The organism is Serratia sp. TMDUHS_CL, assembly GCF_037137105.1.
GTDB lineage: Bacteria > Pseudomonadota > Gammaproteobacteria > Enterobacterales > Enterobacteriaceae > Serratia > Serratia nevei.
Genome location: NZ_JBBBDV010000001.1, coordinates 39,016 through 56,783, shown reverse-complemented (window position 1 = coordinate 56,783; position 17,768 = coordinate 39,016). Strand labels below are relative to the sequence as shown.

Annotated in this window: 15 protein-coding genes and 3 pseudogenes; 5 read left to right on the top strand and 13 right to left on the bottom strand. The window is 56.7% G+C overall.

Annotated elements, in window-relative coordinates:
• Positions 1-78: 78 nt before the first annotated feature.
• Positions 79-711: a hypothetical protein gene (locus tag WCL58_RS00300; RefSeq protein WP_336850280.1), complete on the top strand. Its 633-nt coding sequence runs from the start codon at positions 79-81 to the stop codon at positions 709-711.
• A 349-nt stretch (positions 712-1,060) separates the two neighbouring features.
• On the opposite strand, the gene WCL58_RS00295 is transcribed toward WCL58_RS00300, so the two are convergent.
• The 13 genes and pseudogenes from WCL58_RS00295 to WCL58_RS00230 all read right to left on the bottom strand — a co-directional run bounded on the left by WCL58_RS00295 (position 1,061) and on the right by WCL58_RS00230 (position 14,055).
• Positions 1,061-1,456 (bottom strand): hypothetical protein, encoded by a 396-nt coding sequence (locus WCL58_RS00295; RefSeq protein ID WP_336850279.1) that lies wholly within the window; start codon positions 1,454-1,456, stop codon positions 1,061-1,063.
• A 716-nt stretch (positions 1,457-2,172) separates the two neighbouring features.
• On the bottom strand, positions 2,173-4,299 hold the full coding sequence (locus WCL58_RS00290; protein ID WP_336850277.1) for a tyrosine-type recombinase/integrase: 2,127 nt from the start codon (positions 4,297-4,299) through the stop codon (positions 2,173-2,175).
• On the bottom strand, positions 4,289-5,290 hold the full coding sequence (locus WCL58_RS00285) for a tyrosine-type recombinase/integrase (protein ID WP_336850275.1): 1,002 nt from the start codon (positions 5,288-5,290) through the stop codon (positions 4,289-4,291). The genes WCL58_RS00290 and WCL58_RS00285 overlap by 11 nt, the downstream gene beginning before the upstream one ends.
• A gap of 71 nt (positions 5,291-5,361) precedes the next feature.
• Positions 5,362-5,589 (bottom strand): annotated as a pseudogene (locus WCL58_RS00280) (Y-family DNA polymerase); the annotation flags it as partial.
• Between the two features lie 180 nt (positions 5,590-5,769).
• Positions 5,770-6,531, bottom strand: a complete 762-nt coding sequence (locus tag WCL58_RS00275) for an energy transducer TonB (RefSeq protein WP_060451653.1) — start codon at positions 6,529-6,531, stop codon at positions 5,770-5,772.
• Between the two features lie 219 nt (positions 6,532-6,750).
• Positions 6,751-7,668: a FecR domain-containing protein gene (locus tag WCL58_RS00270; RefSeq protein WP_060439692.1), complete on the bottom strand. Its 918-nt coding sequence runs from the start codon at positions 7,666-7,668 to the stop codon at positions 6,751-6,753.
• 17 nt (positions 7,669-7,685) lie between these two features.
• Positions 7,686-8,198: a sigma-70 family RNA polymerase sigma factor gene (locus WCL58_RS00265; RefSeq protein WP_047571520.1), complete on the bottom strand. Its 513-nt coding sequence runs from the start codon at positions 8,196-8,198 to the stop codon at positions 7,686-7,688.
• Positions 8,199-8,365: 167 nt separating this feature from the next.
• A complete protein-coding gene (locus tag WCL58_RS00260) occupies positions 8,366-10,903 on the bottom strand; it encodes a TonB-dependent hemoglobin/transferrin/lactoferrin family receptor (RefSeq protein WP_443004859.1) in 2,538 nt (845 codons plus the stop codon).
• Between the two features lie 95 nt (positions 10,904-10,998).
• On the bottom strand, positions 10,999-11,433 hold the full coding sequence (umuD, locus tag WCL58_RS00255; RefSeq protein ID WP_060451656.1) for a translesion error-prone DNA polymerase V autoproteolytic subunit: 435 nt from the start codon (positions 11,431-11,433) through the stop codon (positions 10,999-11,001).
• A 188-nt stretch (positions 11,434-11,621) separates the two neighbouring features.
• Positions 11,622-11,801: pseudogene (locus tag WCL58_RS00250) on the bottom strand (SOS response-associated peptidase family protein); the annotation flags it as partial.
• A gap of 302 nt (positions 11,802-12,103) precedes the next feature.
• The gene (locus tag WCL58_RS00240; protein ID WP_127554719.1) at positions 12,104-12,475 is read right to left on the bottom strand and encodes a hypothetical protein; all 372 of its coding nucleotides are present in this window, start codon (positions 12,473-12,475) and stop codon (positions 12,104-12,106) included.
• A 213-nt stretch (positions 12,476-12,688) separates the two neighbouring features.
• Positions 12,689-12,880: pseudogene (locus WCL58_RS00235) on the bottom strand (DNA polymerase V); the annotation flags it as partial.
• A gap of 224 nt (positions 12,881-13,104) precedes the next feature.
• A complete protein-coding gene (locus WCL58_RS00230) occupies positions 13,105-14,055 on the bottom strand; it encodes an alpha/beta hydrolase (RefSeq protein ID WP_336850274.1) in 951 nt (316 codons plus the stop codon).
• Between the two features lie 80 nt (positions 14,056-14,135).
• On the opposite strand from WCL58_RS00230, the gene WCL58_RS00225 reads away from it, so the two are divergent.
• From WCL58_RS00225 to WCL58_RS00210, 4 genes are all read left to right on the top strand, one after another.
• On the top strand, positions 14,136-14,768 hold the full coding sequence (locus WCL58_RS00225; RefSeq protein ID WP_193159230.1) for a TetR/AcrR family transcriptional regulator: 633 nt from the start codon (positions 14,136-14,138) through the stop codon (positions 14,766-14,768).
• A 122-nt stretch (positions 14,769-14,890) separates the two neighbouring features.
• Positions 14,891-15,733 (top strand): formate dehydrogenase accessory sulfurtransferase FdhD, encoded by an 843-nt coding sequence (gene fdhD / locus WCL58_RS00220; RefSeq protein WP_336850272.1) that lies wholly within the window; start codon positions 14,891-14,893, stop codon positions 15,731-15,733.
• Between the two features lie 57 nt (positions 15,734-15,790).
• A complete protein-coding gene (locus WCL58_RS00215) occupies positions 15,791-16,708 on the top strand; it encodes a bestrophin family protein (RefSeq protein ID WP_060420654.1) in 918 nt (305 codons plus the stop codon).
• Positions 16,709-16,742: 34 nt separating this feature from the next.
• Complete coding sequence (locus tag WCL58_RS00210; protein ID WP_047730421.1) at positions 16,743-17,705, top strand: Dyp-type peroxidase; 963 nt, start codon at positions 16,743-16,745, stop codon at positions 17,703-17,705.
• Positions 17,706-17,768 lie beyond the last annotated feature (63 nt).

The window sequence follows — 17,768 nt, the reverse complement described above, 5'->3', positions numbered from 1 at the left end:
ATATTTAAATCGGTAATAATATATTGGCGTAAAATTAGCTAAGAATATCGTGAGTTAATTCGTTTATAGGAGAAGTATATGAACCATGATTGGAATATCCATGCAGAACATGTTGACTACGTAGAGCCAGATTATTCATACTTCGCAAACCAAAACTATCCGAGTAGCTGCCGGCTACAAGTTCGAGGAGGGATCCGTTTAGACAGGAGAAGCCTTCGAGCGGAGATCTACTTCTTTGCTATTTCTCAGGTGTCTGATATATCACCTTTTTGGAGCGAAGATACCTATGAAAGCACAGATTTAGATAGCCGTAGAATCATAACCTACCGGCCAAAGTTGCAGAGGCTTAGTGTGACGGTTTACCATCAGGTGTTTATGGGTACTGGTAAGGAGGATGGCTTGGAAAAACTTGAATTATCGTTCGGCGATGAGCTGACGATGGGTATGACGCCTAAGTTGTTCGATGAAAATGGTAAGATTCTCTATTTTGTTTGTGCACAAACCCGTGATCAGATCCCATTTGGCTCGAAAAACTCAACCTTGTTCTGTGAAATGATTGGGAGTAAATTCGGTGGTTATTGGGCAGGCTCTCACAGTGGTTTGTATGGTGATTCCATGAAGCCAGATAAACGCACTGATAACGTTGACTTCAAGCACAACTTTACAACGGCTGTGATTCCTGCCCTAAGAGACATAAAACTGACCGAGTAGTTGGTATGAGGCTTAATAAATATAATAATAGCGGCCTGCAAGAACCTTAATGGAGTGAGCCGTGCCACGCTGAGAACTTCATCAACCACAAGCCGCCAGCTAGGTGGCTTCCCTTTTTTAATATCGTGGAGGCATATTAAAACGGTAATAATTCATTCATTAGTTAACACTCATGAGTATCCAAAAGACCAATACTAGGGCTATAACAATTATAACTAAAACTATTGCTTCACAAAACATTTCCCATCCTTATTATATCCTTTTTTCAAACAAAGGAATATAAATGATTATTTCTAACTAGCCTTGCTAATTCACATTTTTACTTGATTGCTGCCATTCTAAATAAATCCTATCTGGTTAGCCTCATCAATCCTCTTATGTTGTTTAAAAATAAAGTGTAACTACCTCGCGGAAGAGCATTTAATAATGATGTTCTGGCGGATGTATACTCAATTTTATCTTTTAAAATGGCCAGCCGCGGGCACCAATAGAATAGTATTAATTTCTGTGGCAAATGGTCTTTGTGGCGTATTTTTTGTGAGCGCAACAGTATATATCGGGGTTCATTTTTTGGTAGTTTTTCAAAATTATCCTTACTAAGCTCAAAATCAAATAGTGATTCAAGTATCATAGTCGCGTTTTTCACCCTCAATATTCCAACCTTGTTGTTATTACTCACAGACATGTCCTTTAATAAGGTCATGACAACAGGATCGATATACACTTCTTTTTTTAATGGCAACATAAAAATCTCCATACCCCTCACTCAAGCTGGTTTTAGTTAGTATGAGGTGTTCACCTCAGGTACGTTCTAAAAAATACAAAAAAGCATTAGTAAAATAATTGGTGTTATCACTTGTAGATTAAATCCTCCCAGGAGGTAACATCTCGGTCTGGAAATTAAATGTTTCTATCATGAGTAGTGATGGATAAACCTTTCGATACCCAAGGAGTTTAGTATTATGCTGCCGTGTTTTTAGTAATGCTGAGAAAGTACTTAATATTTATATATAGCCAGTATTTTTTTATTGTCAAGTTGCTGACTGTTTTTATTGTGTGCTTTTTTGTTGTTGCTTTCTTTACTGACATAGACTGGAACAATGCAATATATATAACAGATTCGAATTCCTCAACACTTTTACTAGCCCATGGTTACCAACAGGATATGTATAAGTACCCGTCTAATCAGATAATCCATTTTTGGATATCTCCCTGCATAATATTTATACTTACTGTAACGCTCTAAGAGCGTGCCGCTGACAGTTACTTGATAGCACAATTCCCTCTGTGTGCCCGGAAAACTGATTGAACGGTTATTTACAGAGCCCGATATCCGGCGTGATTAACCCGTGCTCGCCCCTTGAGTATAGATATGATGACAAGCGACGACTAGGACGACTAGGACGACTACATTAAAGGAGTGCCGAAAGGTTGGCACCCAAAACGATTTGCTTCTCGCGTTCAGTCGGTTGCCGGTGTGTCGGGGCTCTTGCGAATGAAATTATCCAGTTTTTCGATGTCCCCAGCAACGACGGCCTGTTCATCGGGCGTCAGGGGAACCTCTTCCAGATAACGTCGAATAGAGGCCCGACTTTCCAGCGCCATGACCTTCGCGCTACTTTTCGGCAAACTGAAATCACAGCCGATGCAGGCCATGCGATGCGGGCAACTGCTCCAGAACGGATTGGTACAGTAAAGCTCGCCAAGATCGTAATACAAGGCCGGCCCCGTGTCGGTCATCGCCTGACTGTCGTGATCGATAAGCACGCCAATCATGTGGGAGATCTTGTCGGCTTTGACGAAAGATGCCGCCAGCCGGGTGGGACGGAGGCGAATATAGTGCAGCGTCGAGCGTGGGCAGCTGTGCCCGGACCATTCCATCAACTCGTGCAATGTCATGCCCTGCGGTACGCTGGCCAATGCCGTCACCGCGGATGCACGCCCGCGATGGCTGGTGATGCGCCCCCGGCTGTCCTCGCAAGGGACGCCAGCGCGGGCGCACAATATCGGGATCAAGGTGTTGTTCAGCATTGCGCGGCCGGCCTGTCTGCCACGGAACTGAAACAGATAGCGGACTTTTTCGCCGGTACGCTCATCGCTGAGTGCGGCCTGCTCCGTCGGGCGCGCCTGCAGCCATAAATCGACATATTTTTTCACCACGGCCGCCACCGGTTTGACAAAGGCTTTTGATGTTTTGCCGGCGGGGACGCTCAGGTAGCACAGGGTACCGGCCGGAATGCGGGTGCCGTCTTCCTGGACGATATCCTCTTCCTGTGCCTGCACGCACCCGGTCGTCAGCCGCAGGATCTCATTCTGGCGCAGGCCGGCGTGCGTCCAGATAACGGCCATGGCCTGGTGCATGGCAAACGGGTAATGGATACCGGTCAGCATGTCCTCCGGGCGCAGATTCAGGCTGGCCCAAATCAGCCGGAGCCAGACCGGATCGTCGATCACCCGGGGATTGACGCCGCGGCTGAAGGTCGGGGTATTGGGCGTGGCCAGATGGCGGAAGGGGCTCAATTGCAACCGCCCCCAGTCCCAGAGTTCATAGTCAATGAAAAAACGGCGCAGGGCATACAGGAAGGACGCGCGGGAGTTGCTCTTCATCGGCTGCTCGACACGCGATGAAAGGTGCCGGCGTGGTGATGATGCCAGGGAGAGTTCATCCACGTTGAGTCGACCCAGCGCGGCGATAAAATCGGCGCAGATACCGATCGTCCAGTCTTTGGGCTCGCGGATCTGCGGGTGTTCCCTGGCGAGCCACAAACCGATACGCAGGATGATACTGTAGCTGGACTCGCGGGTTTTGGGGCGTAGCACGGACGTTTCCCGCCAGCGCCGGCACCAGGTTACCCACTCAGGTGCGATGCCGTCGGTGTTTTTCTCCCGCCAGCCGATGTAGCCCCGCATACGCAACGGGCGCGTCAGGATCCCCATCGCAGCCAGCCCATGAGATACTTTCCCCACGGCTCTGGCGATCCCTTCCGTCCGATGCTGTTGGCCGCGGATCAACAACTCAGGCGTAAAGCTCTCCAGCCGCGGATCGCCGTTTTCCAGCATCAGTAGACTCAACACCGCAGACAGGAACATCTCTTGCGTGCGGCGCGAATAGCCCAGGCTGACCAGCACCGCCAGCAAGCGCTGCCACTCCTGCTGACAAATATCCTGACCAAATACGGCGCGGGCATAAAACAGCGGTTGCCGACAGCGCTCGTCCTGCAGCGGGAGCGGCACATCGCTCAGGTGGAAGGCAAACGCCGCCAGCAAAGGCCCACTCAACCGCCGATGCTGATACATCGCCTGCCAGCGCTCTGCCGTCCAGCGATGACAGGGGGTATTCAGGCGGGCCATTTCGGCCAGGATAGCCTGGATGGTCACCCGCACTATCCGCCCACTCGCCCCGCTGCGCCGGGCAATATCGATCAGCGGCTGCAATAATGGCGGGACAGGCCGGCGCTGCTGATACAGCGTGCGCCCATGAGCGGTGCTGATAGCCCGGCGGTCTTCTTCTGACAACGTATCGTCGAGGCGATAGGCCGCTCGCTCAAAGGGTTGCCAGATCACCGGGGGACGATTTTCAGTCGGCATGGGACACCTCCGGGCAGCCAAACACCTGGCTGGCGACGCGCCGGTCCTGCTCCGCGATCGCCCCGGCCATTTTGGCCGACAAATCAGTGCCGGACAGATGCAGGTATATCTGGGTTGTGCGGGGATCGCGGTGGCCGGCATAGGCGGCGATTTCGTGCAGTCGCCAACCGGCCCGGGCAAGGTGCGTCAGGCGCAGATGACGGAAGGTGTGCGTTGAAAAATCCGGCAATTCGGCCTGTGTGGCCCAGCGCCGTACTGTCTTGCTCCAGCTCCAGATGCTCAGGGGGGCGCCGTGGTTACGGTCCGACACCGAACGAAACAGCGCGCCGTCGGTATGCCCTTTCCGTCGAAGTTGCTGCATGTGTGCCGCCAGCATCGGGGTCACGGCCGGGCTGTAGCACACCACGCGCTCGCGCCGGCTTTTTGTTGTTTCCGCCCGGATACGGATCAGACGGAGCCCCGGATCCAGGTCGTCGATCCTAAGAGCAGTCACTTCGGCCCGCCGCAGTGCGCCATAATAGGCCAGCGCCAGCATCAGCCGGTCGCGCAGAGAAGCTTTTGCTGCCTGTCCGAGCAAGGAAATCCAGCCCGGATCATCCGGAATGCGGGGCAGTTTGACGATGCGCGGCACCAGTCCGCGTGCACTGAAACCTGCGGCGGGCTGCAGGGTACGTGGCACCGGGTTATGATCACAGTTTCCCTGGTAGAAGAGGAAGTCGTACCAGAGGCGAATGGCGGAGATCCGCAGTTGCAAGGTGGCGCTGGCGACGGGGTGCGCCATCCCCGGCAAGTACGGACGAAGATAGGCAGAAAAGTCCTCAAAGCGCGCGGACTCAGGCCGCAATGCCTGCGTCTCACAGTGACGTAAATAATGTACCAGCGCCTGGCGGTAGGCGAGTATCGTGGCTGGCGCTCGCCCCAAATCAGTCAGGATCTTCAGCCATTGTTCGACAAAGATCATGCTATGAGTTGAAAGCAGATGTCTGGTCATTGGAATTCACCTTTGATATGAGAACACGTTCAGTGTTGGCGATCAAATGTTGCACTCCACTTAACTTACTACAGCGCGTAGTTGGAGGAGAACACCGCGACGTTGCGGCGGCGCATCTCCTCTTTGATCTTGAAATAAGGCGCGCCCATCGGCACGCCCAGCGCCTTCGCCTCGGCGCTGCGGGCGATCACGCAGCCGTCGTTGTTGGACAGCACGATCACCGGCCGCCCGCGCAGATCGGGCCGAAAGATGGTCTCGCAGGAGGCATAGAAGCTGTTGACGTCTACCAGGGCGAACATGGTTGCCGACCTTTCATCGTCAGTGGGTTGTTATTCATAACGGCACCAGATTACTGTTCATACATACAGTATTTGTATTTTTCTGGCGACGATCAAGTAGAAACCACCCCATCGCTGCTATCCGTTTGATGCGCTTTGGCTTTTAACTCAGCCTCCGTTTACCTAGAGCCGAGTTTTTCATTAATGGCGAACTTCACGCAGATCGAAACGAATCGGAATGGTCACGCTGAATTCCGCCTGCCCCGCTGCGATCTCGTTGCCGGGTGCGGGCAGTGGAGAAGCGCGCTGCGGTAACTGAAGCGCCTCCCGGTCGAGCGAAGCAACCCCACTCGATCGCAATAGCTTCACACCCAGCACGTTCCCCTGTCGATCCAACGTCACGGCAACCTGAACAATACCCTGGCGCTGCTGGCGTACCGCCAGAGCCGGGTAGCGTTTGAAACGGCTCAAATGCGCCAACAGCAGGCCGCTCCAGACCGAGGCATCCTGGCTCGGCTGCGACGCCACGCTGGTTTGCGGTGCGGCAACACGCTTTCCATCCAGAGACGGCGGCGCGCTGGTGCTTGATGCTATTGAGCTTGCAGACGCTATTTTTTCCTGTTCCTCCTGCCTTGGGCGCGGCGGTTCCGTTTTCGGTCTGATGGGATCGTTCCGTTGCCCTTTAGCCTTGCTCTGCCGCTCCGTCGCACGCGGCGCATGAATCAGCGGAGGCATCGCCGCCTCCGGTTCCCGATTGGCCTGCCGTTGCGCCACCGCCTGCACCTGGCGCACGCCGGTCGGCATCGGCTCTGCGTTGGGGGTCGATTCCGCCTGCTCGGCAACCATCATCAACACCATCGGTTGCGCCGCGGGCAGCAACGGTGGCACCAGGTGATAACCAAGGCCAAGCAACAACGCACCATGCAGACCCAACGCCAACACATTGGCGGTAGCCCAGCGCAATCGCCCGCCTGTAGGCGGTAAAGATAAATCGGCAGGTAATACGTTGTGATTCAACATGGAAAACGATACTCAGGTTAAGCGTGAAACCGACCAACGTACGCAACGGTCACGACGGTCGGGGCATGTCAGAAAAGTCGTTTAGGCACGCGGTACCGGGCAGGGAAAGAGAAAAAACAGGCCAATCCAGAAGGAAAAATACAAATAGCAGAGTAAAAAACTTTAGGATACGGTGATGAAGTATTTTGACAGCATATTTATCCTAACCGGCAGCGCACCGGGCAGAGCCGCAATGACGCGCTCGGGGTCAGCCAGCGGAAACGCGCCGGAGAGCCGCAGGCCGGCGACCTCCGGCCGGCAGCGAATAACGCCCTGACGATAACGCCCCAGCTCCATCAGGAAGTCGTCCAACCGCATGTTGTCGGCCAACAGCATGCCTTGCCGCCAACCGGGCTCTTGCGTCACGCGATACGGTTCGCCAATGCCTTGCCGGCTTAATCTGCCGCCCTGACCGGCGTTGAGCACCGCGTTCCGATGCGCCGGCGACAGGATCGTGACTCGGCCAAGATAAACGGCGATATCACTGTAGGTTTCCCACAGGCGAACGCTGAAGCGAGCAGCCTGCGCCACGATCTCGCCCTGCGGCAGCCTCACCGTCAACGCGCCGCTTTCCGGCGGCAGATTCACCATCATTTCGCCTTCCAGCAATGCGGCCTGCTGACGGCTGACGTTGACCGCCGTTTGCGTGTTCAGCATCAACTGCGCGCCATCCGCCAACGCGACGGTTTGCTGCTCCCCCACCGCCGTGCGGTAATCCGCCAGCCAGGGGCGCCATGGCAGCGCGCCAGAACCGATGCCAACCGACCCCACCACGCCGATGGCCGCCAGGCTTCTCAGCAACCGACGGCGCTGCGGGTTTGGCAACTGCGACAGACTACGCTGCGCCGCCGCCCCGTTAAGCAGAGAAAAACGGGATGAAAACGCGGCGATATGCCGCCAGGCGCGTTCATTTTCCGGTTTCGCCTGATACCAACGCCGCCAGTTTTCCCTATCCGCGTCGCTTGCCTCTTCCGACATCAGCTGGGTTAACCAGGCGGCGGCCTCACGCGCGCTCTGCCGATCGATATCCGATTCCATCATGGGCTCCGCACTTGCCGTTACGCCGCCAATGCAAAGAAACAGTGCAAATTGGCGCGCTGCAGATATTGTTTCACCGAGCTGCTCGACACCCGCAAACGTTCAGCGATGTCGCAATAACGCATGCCCTGCAGGTGCGCCAACAGGAAGGCCTCGCGGACGTGCGCCGGCAATCCGTCCAACGCCTGATCCAACTGTTCGAGCATTTCGAGGGTTTGTTGACGGACTTCCGGCGAGGGTGCCTCGATCGCCGGCAGCTCGCTCAAGGCCTGCAGATAGCTCTCTTCGATTGTTTTACGTCGGTAATAATTCGCCACCAGCCGGCGCGCCACGGTCGCCAGGAAGGGGCGTGGTTGCCGAATGGCAAGCAACTGCGGGCTCAGTAAAATACTGATGAACGTATCCTGCGCCAGGTCTTCGGCGTGATGCGCGCACCCGACCTTCTGTCTCAGCCAATGGCATAGCCAACTGTGGTGCTCAAGGTAAAGCTGTTGAGCAAACCCGTTGGCTGCCGCGGCCTCTTTCCTCGCCATTCAATAACACCGATTGATAATGAGATTGAAAATGATAATCATTATTATTTTAAAAATGTAACTTCTGTGTCAAGCGATTGCTGATGATTTATAAACGGCGAAAAAGTAGGGAAATACGGGAGAGAAAACGTGAAAAGGGGCCGAAATGGCCCCTGTCAGCAGGATATTCAGAAACGTTGGCTAACGCTAAACTTGATGTTGCGCCCTACGCCGGACACCGATTCGCCCAGGTAAGGGTAATAATCGCGGTTGAACAGGTTGTCCACCGCGACGCGAGCTTCGAAGCCCTGCAAACCGCTGGGCTGCCACGAGGCGAACAGGCCGTGCAATGCATAACCCGACGTTTTCGGCAGCGCCCAGACAACGGCCATCGTATCGCCGTCGGCCGGTGAACGATCCTGTTTACGCACAAAATCGCCGGTCCAGCCGAAGGCCATGTCCCACTGCGGCACTTTCATGCCCAGCATCGCGTGTGCCGTAACGGGTGGAATTTCGGCAATCCAGGTTTCGCTGCCCCACGGATCGCGTGGTGAAGCGTCGCGTTTGCCGCGAATCGAGGAGAACGACAGGCTGCCGAACAGGCTTTCGCTGTCATAAAACGATTCGAGCTCCACGCCCTCAATGGTATAGCCCGGCAAGTTGCGATAGTTCGACAACGGTTGCCCACATTGGCCACCGTGCCGTGCGGCGTCGCACACTACGCCGCGACGGTAGAAAATCTCGTCCTTGCCGCGATTGCGGAACAGCGTAGTGCGGATCTGCAGGCTGTCTCTCGCCATCAACACATCGTTGAAGTCCAGCACCGCGCCGAGGCGAACGCCCGTCATGCGTTCCACCTGCAGACTGCGGCTGGTGCCGGGCACGCTGGAAGCGGCGTATTGCACTTCATACTGTTCGTCAATCACCGGGGCGCGCCAGGTGCGGCTGACGTCGGCAAACAGGGACAGATTCGACGTCGCTTTCCACATCACGCCCAAATGCGGCGACCAGCCGGTATAGGTCACGCTGCTGTAATCATGGCCCACGAGCGGATCGCTGTCGTTATAGCGCGGAGCTCGGTTCGGTTGCCCGGTGTTGGTCACGTGATCGTAACGCACGCCCGGCGTCACGGTCAGGCTGCCGAAGCTGACCGCATCCTGCAGATAAACGCTGCGGGTTTCCTGTTCGCCCGCCGGCATGTAATACGGCTGGAAATAGCCGTAGTTGTAACTGGCGTTTTTCACCTGCGAGGGGTAATACATCAGGGTATCGCGCTGATGTTTATGCCAACGCGCGCCGAGCAACAGCTTGTGTTCCAGCGGCCCGCTGGCGAAACGGCTTTCATTGCTGACGTCAAACTGCCGATCGGTATAGTTCACCCAGCTTTCATTGCCCAACGTACCGAGATAGCTGAACTTTGAAGCGGAATCCGGCCGCTTGTCATGCTGCTCTGTCTTCGAATAGGCGTAAGACAGCGTCAGATTCAGCAACGGCTGCGCTTCCGGCGCCAGATTCCATTTCACCGAGTAATTGGTGTCTGTCTGGTCGCGATACACCAGAATGCGGCGCCACGCTTCTTCCCGGCCATATTTATCGATATCCGCCTGGCTGGGCGCGGCGATATCGTCCCGCTTGGCGGCGAAAGGCTGCCAGCCATCGGAATCGGAGCGCATCGCCGACAGCGTCAGCGTTTGCGCCTCGCTCAGATAAATATTGGTTTTTAACAGGTAGGAAGCCTGATCGTTGGCGGAATAGGCAAAGCGCGTGCCGTCCGGCCGCTTCAGGTTGCCGCCGTCACGCTTGCTCATGTAGATCAAACCGTCGGCAAATCCTTCCGGCGTACGGCCGTACAACGCGCCGCTGTAAATGCCCTGGCGATCGTTGGTGTGGTAGCTGTACTTCAGCAAGCCGCCAAAATCTTCGCCCGGCAGCAGCATGTCCCCGGCATCTTTGGTCTCCAGCGTAATGGTCCCGCCAAAGCCGCCATTGCCGTTCAACAGATTGTGCGGCCCCTTATCGACCTCAACCTTTTTCAGCAGTTCGGGTTCGATGAATACCGAACCCTGCCGATATTTCTCAAATCCCTTCGGCGCCCCGTCCAGCACCACCTTCACATCTTCCATGTCGCCCATGCCCCAGATATTCAGGCTTTGGCCGCCCGGGCGCGGCGATCCCGCCATCCCTACGCCGGGCAAGCGATCAAGCAAACTGGCGATGTTATCGGCCTGTACGCGTTCGATGTCTTCTTTATCCAGTACCGAACGGCCGGCGGCGACGCTGTCGGACAAACCGCCGACCACCGACAGTTCCGGTATCGTCAACGGCTGAACCGGCCCGGCGTCGACCAACCGATATCCCTGTGCGGTTTGCTGAGCGCGCAATCCGCTGCCCGCCAACAGCGTATTGAACGCGTCGGTGAGGCGATAATGTCCCTGCAGGCCCGCGGTGCTTTTTCCACGCGTCTGTTCGGGCGTGAAAATCACTATCACGCCGGCCTTAGCGGCCGCCGTCTGCAAGGCAGGCGCCAGATCACCGGCGGGAATGGCGAAGGAAAGGATAGCGGACTGTTCAACCGCCGAGGGTGGTGCCGACGCACCGGGCGCCGCCATCGCGGAGGTGAGCATGCCCGATAGTGCGCATCCTATCCCGATAGCGACGCGTTTCCCGGTCATGCGTTTGGCTGATGTGAACGTACGCCCTGCGCCGCTCTTGTTTTTTATGGCCATGAAGGATTCCCCTGAGTGTATTGAACTGGAAACTCAGTAGAGAGGTCACGCCAACGAAAAGATCGGGCAGAAAAAAATGAAAAAAAGGACCGAAGTCACCGCGCCGCGTAGACGATAAAGGTCACCACGCCGAAGATCTCCAGCTGCGCCTCGTCGTCGAACACGATCGGCGCGTAGGCGGGATTCATCGGCAACAGCCGCACGTCGGGGTGGCGTTGCAGCTTTTTGACGGTGAATTCGCCGTCCACCGCGGCGATCACGATATTGCCGTGCTCCGGCGTCAGGGCGCTGTCGACGATCAGCAGATCGCCATCCTGGATATTGCCGTCGATCATCGACTCGCCGCTGGCGCGCACGAAATAGGTGGCGTTGGGGTGCCGTACCAGCAGCTTGCCGATATCCAGCCTGCTCTCGACATAGTCCTGCGCCGGGGAAGGAAAGCCGCAGGCCACGCGATCGGCAAACAGCGGTAACGTCAGGGGTTCACCTGGTAAAAAAGCATACAACCTTGAATTGCTCAGCATAATCATAACCAAACTGTATATTTATACAGTTAAGCATAAACAAAACGCGAACGCGTGCAACCCCCTATCCCCCTGCGGATCGCGCTTTCCCGCGTAATATAATAATTTTCTGAGTGATTTTTCCTGCAGCTTTTGGCGTTCTTCGCGTGTGTTTACACACATGATACCCACCAAAACTGTGGATAATGCGGCACTCAGACCGTTGGCGTATCGATGGGCAGGATGAATGAGGGATTGTCATTGCGAACGGCGCCGACGGCGGGCGATACCGGTTGCCAGACGACATCCTCTGCCTGCAGGCTGTACACGTCAGCCTGCATTTGACCAGAGAGCGGGACTAAGCGGGTGTCGAGCCAGTCGCGCGCGGCCGTCGGTCTCTGCTGCGTACAGCGCCGCAAAGAACAGCGGCAGGCCTTGCCTCACGGGAGGAACGGCGGACGGCCTTACAAAATGACGCCAATAAAATTGCGACTGGCAATGGCATCAATGGGACGGCCAGAGACGAAAGTCAGTACGTTATGCCAGGAGCTTGGGATAACCCGACAAACGCTGTACCGCCACATTTCCCCTGATGGTCCACTGCGAGCTGACGGTATAAAGCTGCTCAACCGGGGATAATTTTAGCGGACGGAAAAATCTGGAGTTCCGGCGTAGAACCCCGAATAAGGAATAATCCTTAATTCATTTCAGGATTATTAATTCCATCTAAAACCTCTCGGCAATATTCTTTTTTATAGGCTTCATCATTACTTAATGACTTAACCAAAAAATCAGCATTTTTCCAACCATTATCCCAATGCGTATCGAATCCTGACTGTTCATACTTTAATGTTCTAGTTAATGAGTCTTTTATTTGTTTTTTATATTTATCAATTTTCTCATTGGGTGCCCCACAAACATCATGTGCAACACGAGCATTTGAGCCAGAAAAACCTATTGCTGAAATTGCCATCGCTTCGTTTGATTTGTCGAAATCATTCGCATAGGCCACAGCATTAGATAAAGCGAATATGACAAGAGCAGGTATGGTTTTTTTGTATGAAATCATCTTTTACCTCTAACTCATTGATTGTTCATGGGGTCAGTTTGGATATCGAAAATTATTGTACATTAAGGCTGCTTTTTAATCAGTCTCAACTTCTTTATAGAAGGCCTGAATGCGACAAACTTGGGAAGTACTGTAGCCTGTCGCGTCTGCTGTTTCTCGGATGCTCAGTTTCTTAATCTGTCGGTAGTGCCTGATCCATCCTGCACGCTCCATCTCGCCGCTGGCGCGCACGAAGTAGGTGGCGTTGGGGTGCCGCACCAGCAGCTTGCCGATATCCAGCCTGCTCTCGACATAGTCCTGCGCCGGGGAAGGAAAGCCGCAGGCCACGCGATCGGCAAACAGCGGTAACGTCAGGGGGTCACCTGGTGAAAAAGCATACAACCTTGAATTGCTCAGCATAATCATAACCAAACTGTATATTTACACAGTAAGGCATAAACAAAATGCGAACGCGTGCACCCCCCTATCCCCCTGCGGATCGCGCTTTCCCGCGTAATATAATAATTTTCTGAGCGATTTTTTTTTACGCCTGCTAAGCGTTTCACCGCCCCTTGCACACACGTTATCCACCAAAACTGTGGATAACCTGGCGGGGCCACGGCGGTGCCTTCGGAGGATGCGCTATCGCCCTACTGCGCCGCTGCGGCGATGCAAAAACGGTATACCGCTTCAACCATCTGATCGAGGCCCGGTTGCTCGAGGGGATAATGCCCGGCGTTCTCGAGCATCACGGTGCTCACTGGTACCCGCCGAACGCGGCGGAGGAACAGTTCGCTCAGGTGCAACGGCGTCCAGCGATCCTGCGCCGGCTGCGTCAGCAGGATCGGGCAAACGTCGAAATCTTCCGGCTCAATGGCAGGTGCGTACGCCGCGTACGAGGCTAAAAAGCGCATCGTCACCCAGGCCCCCGCCGACGTGTCGTCCGCCAGACATGCCTTAAGCGCCGTCTTGTCATTGACCAGCGCATGCATCTTGCTCGCCAATGCCATCGGCATCGCCATCCCGGCCAGCGGCGTAGCGGCCACCAGCCGCGCCAGGGGAATGCCCAGGCGGCTCATCATTCGATTCAACGCCGTCTCGTCGCGCACCTGTTGTTCACGCTGATCGAGAAACGTCATGCCGACAATGCCTTTCACCTGCCGGTTCAGCGCTGCCACGTGGTAGGTCTCCATCCCACCGGCGCTCAGGCCGTACAGCACAATGGGGCGCGCGTCCCTCGCCCGTTCCGCGTCGATCAGATCGCTGCCAATCTGCACCCAGTCGTCGTAGCGCACGCGCCGTCGTTGTCTGCCCGTCTGCGTCATGCCATATCCCGGCATGTCTACGGCGATCGTCTCTATTCCCCGGTGCGCCAGCGGCGCCCCCAGGATGGTCGACATCTGCCGGCCGTTGGTACCGACGCCATGAAACAGGATCACCTTCACCGGCGCCTCGGGGCGACGGTAGCAATCGAGATGGATGCGATACTGCCGCCAGGGCCACCACGTCTCTGTCGGTTCTTCCCCCGGCTGCAGCCGGAAGCTTTCCGGCAGGAATCGCTGAATGTCCTGCCAGTGAGATTGATTGGCGTAATTACCCATACGAAACCTCTCGTGATACTTGGTTGCCGGGATGAAAATCCGTATAATTCAACAAATGTCGGATTAATAAAATACAACTTATGTCGGAAAAAGCGATGCCGCAAGTAAAAAAAAATGCGCGCGTGCCGGTTCAGGAACGCGCAGCGGCGCGCATGGCCAAAGTGCTGAGCGCCGCCGAACAGATGCTCGCCACCCTCGGGCCGGAAAAAACCTCCATTCCCGCCCTGGCGGAAGCGGCCGAAGTGCCGCGCGCCGCGATTTACCCGTTCTTCCCGGACAAGTACGCGCTGTTTTCGCATCTGGCTCAGACCCATATGCAGCAACTGACGCAGGCGCTGCGCGCGTCGGGGCTCGAGACCGCCGGCAGCTTGCAGGATTGGGTGGATGCCGCCGTGTTGGCCACGGCCCGCTACTACAATGCCCATCCTGCGGCGAGCGTCTTGCTGCTGCGCGGTGCGTTCGCCGAACCCGAAAACCAGGCTCACGCCGCCAAAAACCTGACGATCGGCGAGATGTTCCGGGCAAAAGTGCGAGACCTGCCCGAACTCGAGACGCTGCCGTCGGAGCCCGACGTCGTTCTGATCGCCATAGAGTTGGCGTTCGCCTGCATGAAATATGGTTACGCGCGGGAAGGCACCGTCTCTGCGGCCATTTGCCGCGAAGCGACGCGGGCGGTCATCGCCTATCTAGGCCAGTGGCGCACCGCGCCGTAAAGCAATGGCAGAGGTGCCCCGTTTCGCCCTGTTCAAGGGCGCCATCTATGATAAAATCCACTATCACTCATCAGACTCTACTCTGACGCCGGCGCAGTATCCGCCGGCGCCGCGAAACCATCATGAACAAGCATTTGATTCTCGACGAACCCGGCGATGCCGATTCGGCCTGCCTGTCGCGCCACGCGGTCTGGCAGCGCAACGATCTGGCTCAGGCGCAACAGGATTGGCTGGCGGAAGAAGTGCCGGTCGCCCTGGTGTACAACGGCATTTCCCACGTGGTGATGATGGCGACGCCGAAAGATCTGGCGGCCTTCGCCATCGGTTTTTCGCTGTCCGAAGGCATCATTGCCTCCCCCGACGATATCTACGACATCCGCCAACAGCCGGCCTGCAACGGCATTGAAGTGCATGTGGAACTCTCGAGCCGCCGCTTTATGCAGCTGAAAGAGAAGCGCCGCAGCCTGGCCGGCCGCACCGGCTGCGGTGTCTGCGGGGTGGAGCAGCTGCAGGAGGTCGCCCAACCCATCGCGCCGCTGCCCTTCACGCAACGCTTCGATTTGGCCCTGCTCGACCGGGCGTTGGCGCAGCTGCAGGAGGTGCAAACGGTGGGGAAACTGACCGGCTGCACCCACGCGGCGGCCTGGATCCAGCCGGACGGCGCACTCAGCGGCGGGTGTGAAGACGTCGGCCGCCACGTGGCGCTCGACAAACTGCTGGGCTACCGCAGCCAACAGGCGTGGCTACAGGGGGCGGCGCTGGTGTCGAGCCGCGCCAGCTATGAAATGGTGCAAAAATCCGCCATGTGCGGCGTCGAGATCCTGTTCGCCGTTTCCGCCGCCACCCGCCTGGCGGTCGAGGTGGCCGAGCGCAGCAACCTGACGCTGGTGGGCTTCAGCAAGCCGGGGCGCGCTACCGTCTATACGCACCCGCAGCGGCTCTGGCAATCGACGCCGGTGGCCTAACGCCGCCGGACAAGAATCGACTATTCTCAATAGCAGAACACCAGGAAGCCCCACGTCATGATCATTCGCCCGAACCAGAACTGGTTTATTCGCCTGTTCGCCTGGCACGGTTCCGTGCTGTCAAAGATCACCTTTCGTCTGTCGCTGAACGTGCTGATGTCGATAGTGGCGGTGATCAGCTATCAATGGTACGAGCAGCTCGGCGTACATTTAACCATCGCGCCGTTCAGCCTGCTGGGCATCGCCATCGCCATTTTTCTCGGCTTTCGCAATAACGCCGGCTACAGCCGCTTTGTCGAAGCGCGCAACCTGTGGGGCTCGCTGCTGATTACCGAGCGATCCCTGCTGCGCCAGATCAAAAGCCTGCTGCCGGACGAACCGGCGGTGCATCAGAAGGTCGCCAAGCTGCTGATCGCCTTCAGCTGGAGCCTGAAGCATCAGCTGCGCGCCACCGATCCGACCGCCGATCTGTACCACAACCTCACCAGCAAAGAGCTGGCGGAAGTGATCGCCAGCCCGATGCCGACCAACCGCATCCTGCTGATGCTGGGCCAGGAGATCGGCAAGCTGCGCCGCCAGGGGCTGCTGAGCGACATCACCTTCGAGCTGCTCGACAACAAGCTGAGCGAACTGTCCCATGCCCTCGGCGGCTGCGAACGGCTCGCCAGCACGCCGGTGCCGTTCGCCTATACCCTGATCCTGCAGCGCACCGTTTACCTGTTCTGCAGCCTGTTGCCTTTTGCCCTGGTGACCGACCTGCATTACATGACACCGTTTGTTTCGGTGTTCATTTCCTATACCTTCTTATCCTGGGACTCACTGGCCGAAGAGCTGGAGGATCCGTTCGGCGTATCGGCCAACCATCTGCCGTTAAACGCCATCTGCAACACCATCGAGCGTAACCTGCTGGAAATGAACGACCAAAGCCCGCTGCCGCCGCCGATGAAACCCGACGAGCACTTTAATTTGATTTGACCTATTTCACCCGAACACACTGGAGCCGAATGCAATGAATGCAAATAACCACCCGCCGCAAGCCGTATTCACGCCGGTGACGCGCCATGCCATCTTCATCGTCGCCACCCTGTCGCCCGTTCCCGCCCACCTGGCGGCGGTGCGCGCCTGGTGCGGCGACATCGCCGCCGTGGTGCGCTCGGTCGGCAAACGCGCGCCGGCGGGCAACCTCACCTGCGTCTGCGGCTTCGGCTCCGAAGCCTGGGATACGCTGTTTGGCGCGCCGCGCCCTCGCCAACTGCATCCGTTCAGCCCGATCGGCAGCGGGGAACGCGTCGCCGTCGCCACGCCCGGCGACATCCTGCTACACATCCGCGCCGATGAAATGGATCTGTGTTTCGAACTGGCCTCGCAGCTGGTCGGCAAGCTCGGCGACGCCGTGACGGTCATTGAAGAGGTGCACGGCTTCCGTTACTTCGATCAGCGCGCCATGATCGGCTTCGTCGACGGTACGGAGAACCCGGAGGGGCACGAAGCCTTCGACTACACGGTGATCGGCGACGAAGACGCGGCGTTCAGCGGCGGCAGCTATGTGCTGGTGCAAAAATACCTGCATGATATGCAGGGCTGGAACTCGCTCAGCGTGGAAACGCAGGAGAAGATCATCGGCCGCCATAAGCAGTCCAACATCGAGCTGGATGAAGCGGTCAAACCGTCGTCATCGCACAGTTCGCTGACCACCATCACCGACGAGCAAGGCAACGAGGTGAAAATTCTGCGCGACAACATGCCGTTCGGCCGCCCCGGCCTGCGCGAATTCGGCACCTACTTTATCGGCTATGCGCGCTCCCCGCAGCCGATCGAGCAGATGCTGGAAAACATGTTTATCGGCCGCCCGGCCGGCAACTACGATCGGCTGCTCGATTTTAGCCACGCGGTGACCGGCACCCTGTTCTTCGTGCCTTCTGCCCCGCTGCTGGAAGCGCTGGCCGACCGCAGCGGCGCCGAACTGCATTAAGCCCTCCTTCTGCGGCAAAGCCTCCCCCCGCGACTTATACTGAATTAACGTTGCGTATTGGGG